14 protein-coding genes are annotated in these 14,024 nt (G+C 53.3%); 13 read left to right on the forward strand and 1 reads right to left on the reverse strand.

From position 1 onward, the window contains the following. Positions 1 to 252: 252 nt before the first annotated feature. Entirely contained in the window at positions 253 to 306 is a 54-nt protein-coding gene (locus FEK46_RS12695; protein ID WP_100699686.1) for a hypothetical protein, read from the forward strand. Here the strand turns inward: FEK46_RS12695 and queG are convergent. After that, positions 289 to 1,428: a tRNA epoxyqueuosine(34) reductase QueG gene (queG, locus tag FEK46_RS12700; RefSeq protein ID WP_135560203.1), complete on the reverse strand. Its 1,140-nt coding sequence runs from the start codon at positions 1,426 to 1,428 to the stop codon at positions 289 to 291. The two genes, FEK46_RS12695 and queG, sit on opposite strands and share 18 nt — an antisense overlap. Here queG and nnr point away from each other — a divergent pair. The 12 genes from nnr to nsrR all read left to right on the forward strand — a co-directional run bounded on the left by nnr (position 1,427) and on the right by nsrR (position 14,003). Next, entirely contained in the window at positions 1,427 to 2,974 is a 1,548-nt protein-coding gene (gene nnr, locus FEK46_RS12705) for a bifunctional ADP-dependent NAD(P)H-hydrate dehydratase/NAD(P)H-hydrate epimerase (protein ID WP_130259514.1), read from the forward strand. The genes queG and nnr overlap by 2 nt on opposite strands. Then, a complete protein-coding gene (tsaE, locus tag FEK46_RS12710) occupies positions 2,946 to 3,407 on the forward strand; it encodes a tRNA (adenosine(37)-N6)-threonylcarbamoyltransferase complex ATPase subunit type 1 TsaE (protein WP_000981977.1) in 462 nt (153 codons plus the stop codon). Before nnr ends, tsaE begins: the two co-directional genes overlap by 29 nt. Positions 3,408 to 3,425: 18 nt before the next feature. Further along, positions 3,426 to 4,769: an N-acetylmuramoyl-L-alanine amidase AmiB gene (gene amiB, locus FEK46_RS12715; protein WP_135560202.1), complete on the forward strand. Its 1,344-nt coding sequence runs from the start codon at positions 3,426 to 3,428 to the stop codon at positions 4,767 to 4,769. Positions 4,770 to 4,778: 9 nt separating this feature from the next. Next, entirely contained in the window at positions 4,779 to 6,644 is a 1,866-nt protein-coding gene (gene mutL / locus FEK46_RS12720; RefSeq protein ID WP_130259516.1) for a DNA mismatch repair endonuclease MutL, read from the forward strand. Continuing rightward, a complete protein-coding gene (gene miaA / locus FEK46_RS12725; protein ID WP_135560201.1) occupies positions 6,637 to 7,587 on the forward strand; it encodes a tRNA (adenosine(37)-N6)-dimethylallyltransferase MiaA in 951 nt (316 codons plus the stop codon). The genes mutL and miaA overlap by 8 nt, the downstream gene beginning before the upstream one ends. Positions 7,588 to 7,672: 85 nt before the next feature. Next, complete coding sequence (gene hfq, locus FEK46_RS12730) at positions 7,673 to 7,981, forward strand: RNA chaperone Hfq (protein WP_001051883.1); 309 nt, start codon at positions 7,673 to 7,675, stop codon at positions 7,979 to 7,981. A 76-nt stretch (positions 7,982 to 8,057) separates the two neighbouring features. Beyond that, positions 8,058 to 9,338, forward strand: a complete 1,281-nt coding sequence (gene hflX, locus FEK46_RS12735; RefSeq protein WP_000460360.1) for a ribosome rescue GTPase HflX — start codon at positions 8,058 to 8,060, stop codon at positions 9,336 to 9,338. An 85-nt stretch (positions 9,339 to 9,423) separates the two neighbouring features. Next, positions 9,424 to 10,683, forward strand: a complete 1,260-nt coding sequence (gene hflK / locus FEK46_RS12740) for an FtsH protease activity modulator HflK (protein WP_000312488.1) — start codon at positions 9,424 to 9,426, stop codon at positions 10,681 to 10,683. A 2-nt stretch (positions 10,684 to 10,685) separates the two neighbouring features. Further along, positions 10,686 to 11,690, forward strand: a complete 1,005-nt coding sequence (gene hflC, locus FEK46_RS12745; protein WP_001232411.1) for a protease modulator HflC — start codon at positions 10,686 to 10,688, stop codon at positions 11,688 to 11,690. A gap of 81 nt (positions 11,691 to 11,771) precedes the next feature. Beyond that, the gene (locus FEK46_RS12750) at positions 11,772 to 11,969 is read left to right on the forward strand and encodes a DUF2065 domain-containing protein (protein WP_001089295.1); all 198 of its coding nucleotides are present in this window, start codon (positions 11,772 to 11,774) and stop codon (positions 11,967 to 11,969) included. A 103-nt stretch (positions 11,970 to 12,072) separates the two neighbouring features. Beyond that, positions 12,073 to 13,371, forward strand: coding sequence for an adenylosuccinate synthase (gene purA / locus FEK46_RS12755; protein ID WP_000527955.1), 1,299 nt, complete (start codon positions 12,073 to 12,075; stop codon positions 13,369 to 13,371). A 206-nt stretch (positions 13,372 to 13,577) separates the two neighbouring features. Further along, entirely contained in the window at positions 13,578 to 14,003 is a 426-nt protein-coding gene (gene nsrR, locus FEK46_RS12760; protein ID WP_001177639.1) for a nitric oxide-sensing transcriptional repressor NsrR, read from the forward strand. Positions 14,004 to 14,024: the final 21 nt, after the last annotated feature.

Raw genomic sequence — 14,024 nt, forward strand, 5'->3', positions numbered from 1 at the left:
AGTCTCGTTTCCCGCTCCAAATTCTTCCCCCAATAAAATATCCACAGCGACGCGATGCGTTATTGCTGGTTTTTGTTGCCTCTGACAAACTCTTGTAAACAGAGTTATCCACAGGTCCGGGCTGTAATCTTAATTTCAGAAAAACTTCGCACGGTGAATAGTAATTTTTTAACTTGTTGATATATAAGTTGAAAATTAAGATTGTATTTTGTCGTATCGATCACTTGACGATGATATTCGTCTTGAATTGCAATGCGTTTTTATTTTTATTCACAAGCTGTGGATGAATCAGGCGTCACGTGGTAGTCCCTTTTCAATTACACGAACCAGACGCTGTTTTTTTGGTAATTGCACTTCGACCACGCACGCATTTCGTCTCTCAATTTGCTGCGCAATCGCCCACGCTATATGCTCATCAAGAAGTGGGTGCTCACCTTTACGACTTTCCAGCGCCGTCAGAATCGCTTCATCCCAGGGCGCATTGCCTAATGCTATGGCGATATTACGCAGCCAACGCAGGTGACCTATACGGCGAATCGCCGATCCTTCCGTGACTTTTAAGAATTTCTCTTCGCTCCATGCAAAAAGCTCAATGAGTTCCGGTGCGTGTAGTGGTTTGCGCGGGCTGAAATCGTCTTCAGTTGTCAGTTGTGAATAGCGATTCCACGGGCAGATAAGCTGACAGTCATCACAGCCGTAAATACGGTTTCCCATTAACGGTCGCAACTCTTCCGGGATAGCCCCTTCCAGCTCAATCGTCAGATAAGAAATACAACGGCGAGCATCGACGGTATATGGCTCGACGATGGCGCCGGTCGGGCAAATCGTCATACAGGCCACGCATTTACCGCATCCTTCCTCGACCGGTTGATCCACGGGCAGAGGAATATCGACCAGCAATTCACCTAAAAAGAAGAACGAACCGGCCTCGCGATTGAGGATAAGTGAGTGCTTACCTGTCCAGCCAAGTCCAGCTTTTTCAGCTAACGGGCGCTCGAGAATAGGCGCAGAATCGACAAACGGTCTAAAATTCAGCGAAACACAATGTTGCTGAATCATCTCGCCCAGCTTTTTGAGTCGGTTGCGCAGAAGCTTGTGATAGTCACGGCCCAGCGCATAACGGCTAACATAGCCGAGTTTGGGATTTTTCAGCGTGCTGGCAAATGCGGCGTTGGCAGGAAGATAATTCATCCGCACGCTGATCACGCGCAGCGTACCGGGCAATAACTCGTGGGGGCGGGCGCGCAGCATACCGTGACGCGCCATCCAGTCCATTTCGCCGTGGTACTGTTTGTCCAGCCATGCTTGCAGTTTGGGCTCGGACTCGCTGAGATCGGTATTGGTAATACCTACCTGCTGAAAGCCCAGTTCCAGCCCCCACTGTTTAATTTTTTGCGCTAACTGATTGAGATCGAGGGGCTCTGACATGACGGACCATACAATGAAGAAAAACCCCGTAAGTATACCACACACCGTCTGGCACGCCGATGATATCCGCCGCGGCGAACGTGAGGCGGCAGATGCGCTGGGGCTAACGCTCTATGAGCTGATGCTTCGCGCTGGCGAAGCCGCATTTCAGGTGTGTCGTGCGGCTTATCCTGACGCCCGCCACTGGCTGGTGCTGTGCGGTCACGGCAATAACGGCGGTGATGGTTACGTGGTCGCGCGGCTGGCAAAAGCGGTCGGCATTGATGTCACGCTGCTGGCCCAGGAAAGTGACAAACCGTTGCCGGAAGAGGCCGCGCTGGCACGCGAGGCATGGTTAAACGCGGGAGGCGAAATCCATGCGACGAATATTGTCTGGCCCGAGTCGGTGGATCTGATCGTCGATGCGCTGCTCGGCACTGGATTGCAGCAAGCGCCTCGTGAATCTATTAGCCAATTAATCGACCATGCTAATACCCATCCCGCGCCGATTGTGGCGGTTGATATCCCTTCCGGCCTGTTGGCGGAAACCGGCGCCACGCCAGGTGCGGTGATCAACGCCGATCACACCATCACCTTTATTGCGCTGAAACCTGGCTTGCTCACCGGGAAAGCGCGGGATGTTACCGGACAACTGCATTTTGACTCTCTGGGGCTGGATAGCTGGCTGGCAGGTCAGGAGACGAAAATTCAACGGTTTTCTGCTGAACAACTTTCTCACTGGCTGAAACCGCGTCGCCCGACTTCGCATAAAGGTGATCACGGGCGGCTGGTGATTATCGGTGGCGATCACGGCACGGCAGGAGCTATTCGTATGGCAGGAGAAGCGGCGCTGCGTGCTGGCGCTGGTTTGGTCAGAGTGCTGACCCGCAGTGAAAACATTGCGCCGCTGCTGACCGCACGACCGGAATTGATGGTGCATGAACTGACTATGGACTCTCTTACAGACAGCCTGGAATGGGCCGATGTGGTGGTGATTGGCCCAGGTTTGGGCCAGCAAGAATGGGGAAAAAAAGCCCTGCAAAAAGTTGAGAATTTTCGTAAACCGATGTTGTGGGATGCCGATGCATTGAACCTGCTGGCAATCAATCCCGATAAGCGTCACAATCGCGTGATCACGCCGCATCCTGGCGAGGCTGCGCGGTTGTTAGGCTGTTCCGTCGCTGAAATTGAAAGTGACCGCTTACATTACGCCCAACGTCTGGTACAACGTTATGGCGGCGTAGCGGTGCTGAAAGGTGCCGGAACCGTGGTCGCCGCACATCCTGACGCTTTAGGTATTATTGACGCCGGAAATGCAGGCATGGCGAGCGGCGGCATGGGCGATGTGCTCTCTGGTATTATTGGCGCATTGCTTGGGCAAAAATTATCGCCGTATGATGCAGCGTGCGCGGGCTGTGTCGCACACGGTGCGGCAGCTGACGTACTGGCAGCGCGTTTTGGTACGCGCGGGATGCTGGCAACCGATCTCTTTTCCACGCTACAGCGTATTGTTAACCCGGAAGTGACTGATAAAAACCATGATGAATCGAGTAATTCCGCTCCCTGATGAGCAGGCAACATTAGACCTGGGCGAGCGGGTAGCGAAAGCCTGCGATGGCGCAACCGTAATCTATCTGTATGGCGATTTAGGCGCAGGTAAAACCACCTTCAGCCGGGGCTTTTTACAAGCTCTGGGTCATCAGGGTAATGTCAAAAGCCCCACTTATACGCTGGTCGAACCCTATACGCTCGACAATTTAATGGTTTATCACTTTGATTTGTACCGCCTTGCCGATCCCGAGGAGCTGGAGTTTATGGGGATCCGCGACTATTTTGCCAACGATGCCATCTGCCTGGTGGAGTGGCCACAACAAGGTACAGGTGTTCTTCCTGACCCGGATGTCGAAATACACATTGATTATCAGGCACAAGGCCGTGAGGCGCGCGTGAGTGCGGTTTCCTCTGCGGGTGAATTGTTGCTGGCGCGTTTAGCCGGTTAACCTTTAAAAGGTGGCGGGATGATGTATCGCATCAGAAATTGGTTGGTGGCGGCGTTGGTGCTGCTGTGCGCGCAGGCTGGCGCCGCGACGCTCTCTGATATTCAGGTTTCTAACGGTAATCAACAGGCGCGGATAACGTTAAGTTTTAATGGCGATCCTGATTATGCGTTTAGCCATCAAAGCAAACGCACCGTGGCGCTCGATATCAAACAAACGGGCGTGATTCAGGGGCTGCCGTTGTTGTTCAGCGGTAATAATCTGGTGAAGGCGATTCGCTCTGGAACGCCTAAAGATGCACAAACGTTGCGGCTGGTGGTCGATCTTACCGAAAACGGTAAAACCGAAGCGGTGAAGCGGCAGAATGGCAGCAATTACACCGTTGTCTTTACGATTAATGCCGATGCGCCGCCACCGCCCCCGCCCCCTCCAACGCCTGTGGTTGCTAAACGCGTTGAGGCTCCGCCAGTGGTTGCCCCGCGTGTCAGCGAACCGGCGCGCAATCCGTTTAAAACAGAAAGCAACCGTACCACGGGTGTTATCAGCAGCAATACGGTAACGCGTCCGGCAGCGCGCGCGACGGCTAACACTGGCGATAAAATTGTCATCGCTATTGATGCTGGACACGGCGGTCAGGACCCTGGCGCTATCGGCCCTGGTGGTACGCGGGAGAAAAATGTCACCATCGCCATTGCGCGTAAATTACGTACCTTGCTCAATAACGATCCGATGTTTAAGGGCGTTTTAACCCGTGACGGGGATTACTTTATCTCGGTGATGGGGCGCAGTGATGTGGCACGTAAGCAAAACGCCAATTTCCTTGTGTCGATTCATGCCGATGCCGCACCAAACCGTAGTGCCACCGGTGCCTCCGTATGGGTGCTCTCTAACCGTCGCGCCAACAGCGAAATGGCAAGCTGGCTGGAACAGCATGAGAAGCAGTCGGAGCTGCTGGGCGGGGCGGGCGATGTGCTGGCGAACAGTCAGGCCGACCCGTACCTAAGCCAGGCGGTGCTGGATTTACAATTCGGTCATTCCCAGCGGGTAGGGTATGATGTGGCGACCAATATGATCAGTCAGTTGCAACGCATTGGCGAAATTCATAAACGCCGACCAGAACACGCCAGTCTCGGGGTTCTGCGTTCGCCGGATATCCCGTCAGTACTGGTCGAAACTGGTTTTATCAGCAATAACAGCGAAGAACGTTTGCTGGCGAGCGACGATTACCAACAACAACTGGCAGAAGCCATTTACAACGGCCTGCGCAATTACTTCCTTGCGCATCCAATGCAGTCTGCGCCGCAGGGTGCAACGGCACAAACTGCCAGTACGGTGACGACGCCAGATCGCACGCTGCCAAACTAAGGATTATTGATGCCAATTCAGGTCTTACCGCCACAACTGGCGAACCAGATTGCCGCAGGTGAGGTGGTCGAGCGACCTGCGTCGGTAGTCAAAGAACTGGTGGAAAACAGCCTCGATGCGGGCGCGACGCGTATCGATATTGATATCGAACGCGGTGGGGCGAAACTTATCCGCATTCGTGATAACGGCTGCGGTATCAAAAAAGATGAGCTGGCGCTGGCGCTCGCGCGTCATGCCACCAGTAAAATCGCCTCTCTGGACGATCTCGAAGCCATTATCAGCCTGGGCTTTCGCGGTGAGGCGCTGGCGAGTATCAGTTCGGTTTCCCGTCTGACGCTCACTTCGCGTACCGCGGAGCAGCAGGAGGCCTGGCAGGCTTATGCCGAAGGCCGCGATATGGACGTGACGGTAAAACCGGCGGCCCATCCGGTGGGAACGACGCTGGAAGTGCTGGACCTGTTCTACAATACCCCGGCGCGGCGCAAATTCCTGCGCACTGAGAAAACTGAATTTAACCATATCGATGAAATCATCCGCCGCATTGCGCTGGCGCGTTTCGACGTCACTATCAACCTGTCGCATAACGGAAAAATCGTACGCCAGTACCGCGCAGTGCCGGAAGGCGGGCAAAAAGAACGCCGTTTAGGGGCGATTTGCGGCACCGCTTTTCTCGAACATGCGCTGGCGATTGAATGGCAACACGGCGATCTCACGCTGCGCGGCTGGGTGGCCGATCCGAATCACATCACGCCCGCACTGGCGGAAATTCAGTATTGCTACGTGAATGGTCGCATGATGCGCGATCGCCTGATCAATCACGCGATCCGCCAGGCCTGCGAAGACAAACTGGGGGCCGATCAGCAACCGGCATTTGTGCTATATCTGGAGATCGACCCGCATCAGGTGGACGTCAACGTACACCCCGCCAAACACGAAGTGCGTTTCCATCAGTCGCGTCTGGTGCATGACTTTATCTATCAGGGCGTGCTGAGCGTGCTGCAACAGCAGCTGGAAACGCCTTTGCCGTTGGAAGATAACGCCCAGTCAGCACCGCGCCATATACCCGAAAACCGCGTGGCAGCAGGGCGTAATCACTTTGCTGAACCGGCAGTTCGTGAGCCAGTGGCTCCGCGTTACTCTCCGTCTTCATCTCCTGCGCCTGCTGCAAGTAGCGGTAGCCGTCAGGCCGCCCCGTGGCCGAACGCGCAACCGGGCTACCAGAAACAGCAAGGCGATGTGTATCGCCAGCTTTTGCAAACGCCTGCAGCGATGCACAAACCAAAAGTGCAAGAATCGCAGGAACTTACGCTGGCTGCGAATGGTCAAAGCTTTGGTCGGGTGTTGACTATCGTCCATTCGGACTGTGCGCTACTAGAACGTGACGGCAATATTTCACTTTTAGCCCTGCCGGTGGCGGAGCGCTGGTTACGTCAGGCGCAGTTAACGCCGGGAGATGCGCCGGTCTGCGCTCAGCCGCTGCTTATTCCGCTGCGGCTAAAAGTCTCTGGTGAAGAAAGAGCGGCCTTAGAAAAAGCGCAGTCTGCACTGGCGGAATTGGGTATTGAATTTCAGTCCGATGCGCAGCATGTGACCATCAGGGCCGTGCCTTTACCCTTACGCCAACAAAATTTACAAATCTTGATTCCTGAACTGATAGGCTACCTGGCGAAGCAGTCCGTATTCGAACCTGGCAATATTGCGCAGTGGATTGCACGAAATCTGATGAGCGAACATGCGCAGTGGTCAATGGCACAGGCCATTACCCTGCTGACGGACGTAGAACGGTTATGTCCGCAGCTTGTGAAAACGCCGCCGGGTGGTCTGTTACAATCTGTTGATTTACATCCGGCGATAAAAGCCCTGAAAGATGAGTGATATCAGTAAGGCGAGCCTGCCTAAGGCGATTTTTTTGATGGGGCCGACGGCCTCCGGTAAAACGGCGTTAGCTATTGAGCTGCGTAAAATTTTACCAGTAGAGTTGATAAGCGTTGATTCTGCCCTTATTTACAAAGGGATGGATATCGGGACGGCGAAGCCGAACGCTGAAGAATTACTCGCCGCGCCGCACCGATTGCTGGATATTCGCGATCCGTCGCAGGCTTACTCGGCCGCTGATTTTCGCCGCGATGCGCTGGCGGAGATGGCCGATATCACGGCGGCGGGGCGGATCCCACTGTTAGTGGGCGGTACGATGTTGTATTTCAAGGCATTGCTGGAAGGGTTGTCGCCGCTACCGTCGGCGGACCCGGAAGTACGGGCCAGAATTGAGCAACAGGCGGCAGAGCAAGGTTGGGAGTCATTGCATCGTCAACTTCAGGAGATCGATCCGGTTGCGGCAGCAAGGATTCATCCAAATGATCCACAAAGGCTTTCCCGAGCACTGGAAGTTTTTTTCATTTCGGGTAAAACTTTAACGGAACTGACGCAAACGTCAGGAGACGCTCTACCGTATCAGGTGCATCAGTTCGCCATCGCCCCGGTGAGCCGTGAACTGCTCCATCAACGAATTGAGCAGCGTTTTCATCAGATGTTGGCTTCAGGTTTTGAAGCAGAAGTCCGGGCGCTTTTTGCCCGAGGAGATTTGCATACGGATTTGCCTTCCATTCGTTGCGTGGGTTATCGCCAGATGTGGTCTTACCTTGAAGGCGAAATCTCATACGATGAAATGGTTTATCGAGGTGTTTGCGCCACGAGACAGTTGGCGAAGCGGCAGATAACCTGGCTGCGTGGTTGGGAAGGAGTTCACTGGCTTGACAGTGAAAAACCAGAACAGGCGCGTGACGAAGTATTACAGGTTGTTGGTGCTATCGCAGGCTGAATGTGTACAATTGAGACGTATCGTGCGCAATTTTTTCAGAATCGAAAGGTTCAAAGTACAAATAAGCATATAAGGAAAAGAGAGAATGGCTAAGGGGCAATCTTTACAAGATCCGTTCCTGAACGCACTGCGTCGGGAACGTGTTCCAGTTTCTATTTATTTGGTGAATGGTATTAAGCTGCAAGGACAAATCGAGTCTTTTGATCAGTTCGTGATCCTGTTGAAAAACACGGTCAGCCAGATGGTTTATAAGCACGCGATTTCTACTGTTGTCCCGTCTCGCCCGGTTTCTCATCACAGTAACAACGCCGGTGGCGGTACCAGCAGTAACTACCATCATGGTAGCAGCGCGCAGAATACTTCCGCGCAACAGGACAGCGAAGAAACCGAATAAGGTTTCGGGCTGTTTTTTTTACACGGGGAGCCAGCGATCCTGCGTTCCCCGCTGATCTATTTAGAGGGTTATACGCTTGTTTGACCGTTATGATGCTGGTGAGCAGGCGGTACTGGTACACATCTATTTTACGCAAGACAAAGATATGGAAGACCTCCAGGAGTTTGAATCTCTGGTTTCTTCCGCCGGTGTCGAAGCATTGCAGGTGATTACCGGTAGCCGTAAAGCGCCGCACCCAAAGTATTTTGTAGGTGAAGGTAAAGCAGTTGAAATTGCGGAAGCCGTAAAAGCGACGGGAGCTTCGGTCGTTCTTTTTGACCATGCCCTGAGCCCGGCGCAGGAGCGTAACCTGGAGCGTTTGTGCGAGTGTCGTGTTATCGACCGCACCGGCCTTATTTTAGATATTTTCGCCCAACGTGCGCGTACCCATGAGGGTAAGTTGCAGGTTGAGCTGGCGCAGCTGCGCCATCTGGCTACGCGCCTGGTGCGTGGCTGGACCCACCTTGAAAGACAGAAAGGCGGGATAGGTTTGCGTGGTCCGGGTGAAACCCAGCTCGAAACCGACCGTCGTTTGTTGCGTAATCGCATCGTGCAGATACAGTCGCGCCTGGAAAGAGTTGAAAAGCAGCGTGAGCAGGGGCGGCAATCACGTATCAAAGCCGACGTCCCTACTGTTTCGCTGGTGGGATATACCAACGCCGGTAAATCTACCCTTTTCAATCGCATCACCGAAGCGCGGGTCTACGCGGCAGACCAGTTGTTTGCCACCCTCGACCCGACGTTGCGGCGTATTGACGTCGCAGATGTCGGTGAAACCGTGCTGGCAGATACCGTAGGGTTTATTCGCCACCTGCCGCACGATCTGGTGGCGGCATTTAAAGCCACGTTACAAGAGACGCGGCAAGCCACATTGCTGCTGCACGTCATTGATGCGGCAGATGTGCGTGTACAAGAAAACATCGAAGCGGTGAATACGGTTCTTGAAGAGATCGATGCTCACGAGATCCCAACTCTGCTGGTGATGAACAAGATCGATATGCTGGAAGATTTCGAACCGCGTATTGATCGGGACGAAGAGAACAAACCGATCCGTGTCTGGCTTTCCGCACAGACCGGAGCGGGGATACCACAGCTTTTTCAGGCTTTGACGGAGCGGCTTTCCGGCGAGGTGGCGCAGCATACATTGCGTCTGCCGCCGCAGGAAGGGCGTCTGAGAAGTCGTTTTTATCAGCTTCAGGCAATAGAAAAAGAGTGGATGGAGGAGGACGGCAGCGTAAGTCTGCAAGTTCGTATGCCGATCGTTGACTGGCGTCGCCTCTGTAAACAAGAACCGGCGTTGATCGATTACCTGATCTAACGGCGTAGCGTCTGAAGCGTGGAGTCATATCCTCTGGCGTCGAAAGACAACAGGGATCACCGCATAACAAATATGGAGCACAAACATGGCGTGGAATCAGCCCGGTAATAACGGACAAGACCGCGACCCGTGGGGAAGCAGCAAACCTGGCGGCAACTCTGAGGGAAATGGAAACAAAGGCGGTCGCGATCAAGGGCCACCTGATTTAGATGATATCTTCCGCAAACTGAGCAAAAAGCTCGGTGGTCTGGGCGGCGGTAAAGGCACTGGTTCTGGCGGTGGCAGTTCATCGCAAGGCCCGCGCCCGCAGCTTGGCGGTCGTGTCGTTACCATCGCAGCGGCAGCGATTGTCATTATCTGGGCGGCCAGTGGTTTCTACACCATTAAAGAAGCCGAACGCGGCGTGGTAACACGCTTTGGCAAATTCAGCCATCTGGTTGAGCCGGGTCTGAACTGGAAACCGACGTTTATCGACGAAGTCAAACCGGTGAACGTGGAAGCCGTGCGTGAACTGGCCGCTTCCGGTGTGATGCTGACGTCCGATGAAAACGTAGTGCGCGTTGAGATGAACGTGCAGTACCGCGTCACCAATCCGGAAAAATATCTGTATAGCGTGACCAGCCCGGATGACAGCCTGCGTCAGGCTACCGACAGCGCCCTGCGTGGGGTTATCGGTAAATACACCATGGACCGCATTCTGACGGAAGGTCGTACCGTGATTCGTAGCGATACTCAGCGCGAACTGGAAGAGACTATCCGCCCGTATGACATGGGTATCACGCTGCTCGACGTCAACTTCCAGGCTGCTCGTCCGCCGGAAGAAGTAAAAGCGGCGTTTGATGATGCGATTGCCGCGCGTGAAAACGAACAGCAATACATTCGTGAAGCAGAAGCGTATACCAACGAAGTTCAGCCGCGTGCGAACGGTCAGGCGCAACGTATCCTCGAAGAGGCGCGTGCGTATAAGGCCCAGACCATCCTGGAAGCTCAGGGTGAAGTGGCGCGCTTTGCTAAACTTCTGCCGGAATATAAAGCCGCGCCGGAAATTACTCGCGAGCGTCTGTATATCGAGACGATGGAAAAAGTGTTGGGTAACACCCGCAAAGTGCTGGTTAACGATAAAGGTGGCAACCTGATGGTTCTGCCGTTAGACCAGATGCTGAAAGGTGGTAACGCCCCTGCGGCGAAGAGCGATAACGGTGCCAGCAATCTGCTGCGTCTGCCGCCAGCCTCTTCCTCCACAACCAGTGGAGCAAGCAACACGTCGTCCACCAGTCAGGGCGATATTATGGACCAACGCCGCGCCAACGCGCAGCGTAACGACTACCAGCGTCAGGGGGAATAACGATGCGTAAGTCAGTTATCGCGATTATCATCATCGTGCTGGTAGTGCTTTACATGTCTGTCTTTGTCGTCAAAGAAGGTGAGCGCGGTATTACGCTGCGTTTTGGTAAGGTACTGCGTGACGATGACAACAAACCTCTGGTTTATGAGCCGGGTCTGCATTTCAAGATACCGTTCATTGAAACGGTGAAAATGCTCGACGCGCGTATTCAGACCATGGACAACCAGGCCGACCGCTTTGTGACCAAAGAGAAGAAAGACCTGATCGTCGACTCTTACATCAAATGGCGCATCAGCGATTTCAGCCGTTACTACCTGGCAACGGGCGGTGGCGACATTTCGCAAGCGGAAGTGCTGTTGAAACGTAAGTTCTCGGACCGTCTGCGTTCTGAAATTGGTCGCCTGGACGTGAAAGACATCGTCACCGATTCCCGTGGTCGTCTGACCCTGGAAGTGCGTGACGCGCTGAACTCTGGTTCTGCGGGTACAGAAGATGAAGTTACTACCCCGGCAGCAGATAACGCCATTGCCGAAGCGGCAGAGCGCGTAACGGCTGAGACGAAGGGCAAAGTTCCGGTCATCAACCCGAACAGTATGGCGGCGCTGGGTATTGAAGTTGTCGATGTGCGTATCAAGCAGATCAACCTGCCGACCGAAGTGTCTGAAGCGATCTACAACCGTATGCGCGCCGAGCGTGAAGCGGTAGCGCGTCGTCATCGTTCACAAGGTCAGGAAGAAGCAGAAAAACTGCGTGCGACTGCCGACTATGAAGTGACCAGAACGCTGGCAGAAGCTGAGCGTCAGGGCCGTATCATGCGCGGTGAAGGTGATGCCGAAGCTGCCAAGCTGTTTGCAGACGCATTCAGCAAGGATCCGGACTTCTACGCATTCATTCGTAGCCTGCGTGCTTATGAGAACAGCTTCTCTGGCAATCAGGACGTGATGGTCATGAGCCCGGACAGCGATTTCTTCCGCTACATGAAGACGCCGAGTTCCGCGACGCGTTAAGATAACGACCGCGGTACAGGTCAATAAAGCCACCGCATCCTCAGGGATGTCGGTGGTTTTCTTTTTCTATAAGGATAATGAATGAATTCGACAATCTGGCTGGCGCTTGCCCTGGTTTTAGTCTTGGAAGGTTTAGGGCCGATGCTTTACCCGAAGGCATGGAAGAAGATGATCTCCGCAATGACTAATTTACCCGATAATATTTTACGTCGTTTTGGCGGTGGACTTGTGGTTGCGGGCGTTGTGGTCTACTACATGTTGAGGAAAACGATTGGCTGAGCAAAAAATAGGCTGACTAAGGTCATTTTTGGATGCAAAAAGTGCTGTAACTCTGAAAAAGCGATGGTAGAATCCATTTTTAAGCAAACGGTGATTTTGAAAAATGGGTAACAACGTCGTCGTACTGGGCACCCAATGGGGTGACGAAGGTAAAGGTAAGATCGTCGATCTTCTGACTGAACGGGCTAAATATGTTGTACGCTACCAGGGCGGTCACAACGCAGGCCATACTCTCGTAATCAACGGTGAAAAAACCGTTCTCCATCTTATTCCATCAGGTATTCTCCGCGAGAATGTAACCAGCATCATCGGTAACGGTGTTGTGCTGTCTCCGGCCGCGCTGATGAAAGAGATGAAAGAACTGGAAGACCGTGGCATCCCCGTTCGTGAGCGTCTACTGCTGTCTGAAGCATGTCCGCTGATCCTTGATTATCACGTTGCGCTGGATAACGCGCGTGAGAAAGCACGTGGCGCGAAAGCGATCGGCACCACCGGTCGTGGTATCGGGCCTGCTTATGAAGATAAAGTGGCTCGTCGTGGTCTGCGTGTTGGCGACCTTTTCGATAAAGAAACCTTCGCTGAAAAACTGAAAGAAGTGATGGAATATCACAACTTCCAGTTGGTTAACTACTACAAAGCTGAAGCGGTTGATTACCAGAAGGTTCTGGATGATACGATGGCAGTTGCCGACATCCTGACTTCTATGGTGGTTGATGTTTCTGACCTGCTCGACCAGGCGCGTCAGCGTGGCGATTTCGTCATGTTCGAAGGTGCGCAGGGTACGCTGCTGGATATCGACCACGGTACTTATCCGTACGTAACTTCTTCCAACACCACTGCTGGTGGCGTGGCGACCGGTTCCGGCCTGGGCCCGCGTTATGTTGATTACGTTCTGGGTATCCTCAAAGCTTACTCCACTCGTGTAGGTGCAGGTCCGTTCCCGACCGAACTGTTTGATGAAACTGGCGAGTTCCTCTGCAAGCAGGGTAACGAATTCGGCGCAACTACAGGTCGTCGTCGTCGTACCGGCTGGCTGGATACCGTTGCCGTTCGTCGTGCGGTACAGCTGAACTCCCTGTCTGGCTTCTGCCTGACCAAACTGGACGTTCTGGATGGTCTGAAAGAGGTGAAACTCTGCGTGGCTTACCGTATGCCGGATGGTCGCGAAGTGACTACCACTCCGCTGGCAGCTGACGACTGGAAAGGTGTTGAGCCGATTTACGAAACCATGCCAGGCTGGTCTGAATCCACCTTCGGCGTGAAAGATCGTAGCGGCCTGCCGCAGGCGGCGCTGAACTACATCAAGCGCATTGAAGAGCTGACCGGCGTACCGATAGATATCATCTCTACCGGCCCGGATCGTACTGAAACCATGATTCTGCGCGACCCGTTCGACGCGTAATTCTGGGACGCCCGGCAGATATTTTGCCTGCTGGGCTAACAGTGTGATACATTGCTGTGTCGGGTAAGCCATTACGCTATCCGACACAGTGTTAAATCCTCGCTTTTTTCCTTCCCCAAACTGAAATAAATTAGCGACACAGCTTGTGGCTGGTTTATCATCAATATAAATGTATTTTTTCCCGATTTCCCTTTTTTGAGGTTGATGTGCAGTTAACGAGTTTCACTGATTACGGATTACGTGCGCTGATCTACATGGCATCATTGCCAGAAGGGCGGATGACCAGTATTTCTGAAGTGACTGACGTCTACGGCGTCTCCCGTAATCATATGGTCAAAATAATCAATCAACTTAGTCGTGCCGGCTACGTGACTGCTGTTCGTGGAAAAAATGGCGGCATTCGCCTGGGTAAACCGGCGAGTGCGATACGTATTGGTGATGTGGTGCGCGAGCTGGAACCTTTATCGCTGGTGAATTGCAGTAGTGAGTTTTGCCACATTACACCTGCCTGTCGGTTGAAACAGGCACTTTCTAAGGCCGTGCAAAGTTTTCTTACGGAACTGGATAACTACACGCTTGCCGATTTGGTTGAAGAGAATCAACCGCTTTATAAATTATTGCTGGTGGAGTGACGAAAATCTTCATCAGAGATG

It is taken from the genome of Escherichia sp. E4736 (assembly GCF_005781225.1).
Taxonomy (GTDB): domain Bacteria; phylum Pseudomonadota; class Gammaproteobacteria; order Enterobacterales; family Enterobacteriaceae; genus Escherichia.

What these genes read in the sequence shown, in the direction of transcription:
- nnr (WP_130259514.1), top strand. Translation starts at nt 1,427, where the DNA reads ATGACGGACCATACAATGAAGAAAAACCCCGTAAGTATACCACACACC.
- queG (WP_135560203.1), bottom strand. Translation starts at nt 1,428, where the DNA reads ATGTCAGAGCCCCTCGATCTCAATCAGTTAGCGCAAAAAATTAAACAG.
- tsaE (WP_000981977.1), top strand. Translation starts at nt 2,946, where the DNA reads ATGATGAATCGAGTAATTCCGCTCCCTGATGAGCAGGCAACATTAGAC.
- amiB (WP_135560202.1), top strand. Translation starts at nt 3,426, where the DNA reads ATGATGTATCGCATCAGAAATTGGTTGGTGGCGGCGTTGGTGCTGCTG.
- mutL (WP_130259516.1), top strand. Translation starts at nt 4,779, where the DNA reads ATGCCAATTCAGGTCTTACCGCCACAACTGGCGAACCAGATTGCCGCA.
- miaA (WP_135560201.1), top strand. Translation starts at nt 6,637, where the DNA reads ATGAGTGATATCAGTAAGGCGAGCCTGCCTAAGGCGATTTTTTTGATG.
- hfq (WP_001051883.1), top strand. Translation starts at nt 7,673, where the DNA reads ATGGCTAAGGGGCAATCTTTACAAGATCCGTTCCTGAACGCACTGCGT.
- hflK (WP_000312488.1), top strand. Translation starts at nt 9,424, where the DNA reads ATGGCGTGGAATCAGCCCGGTAATAACGGACAAGACCGCGACCCGTGG.
- hflC (WP_001232411.1), top strand. Translation starts at nt 10,686, where the DNA reads ATGCGTAAGTCAGTTATCGCGATTATCATCATCGTGCTGGTAGTGCTT.
- FEK46_RS12750 (WP_001089295.1), top strand. Translation starts at nt 11,772, where the DNA reads ATGAATTCGACAATCTGGCTGGCGCTTGCCCTGGTTTTAGTCTTGGAA.
- purA (WP_000527955.1), top strand. Translation starts at nt 12,073, where the DNA reads ATGGGTAACAACGTCGTCGTACTGGGCACCCAATGGGGTGACGAAGGT.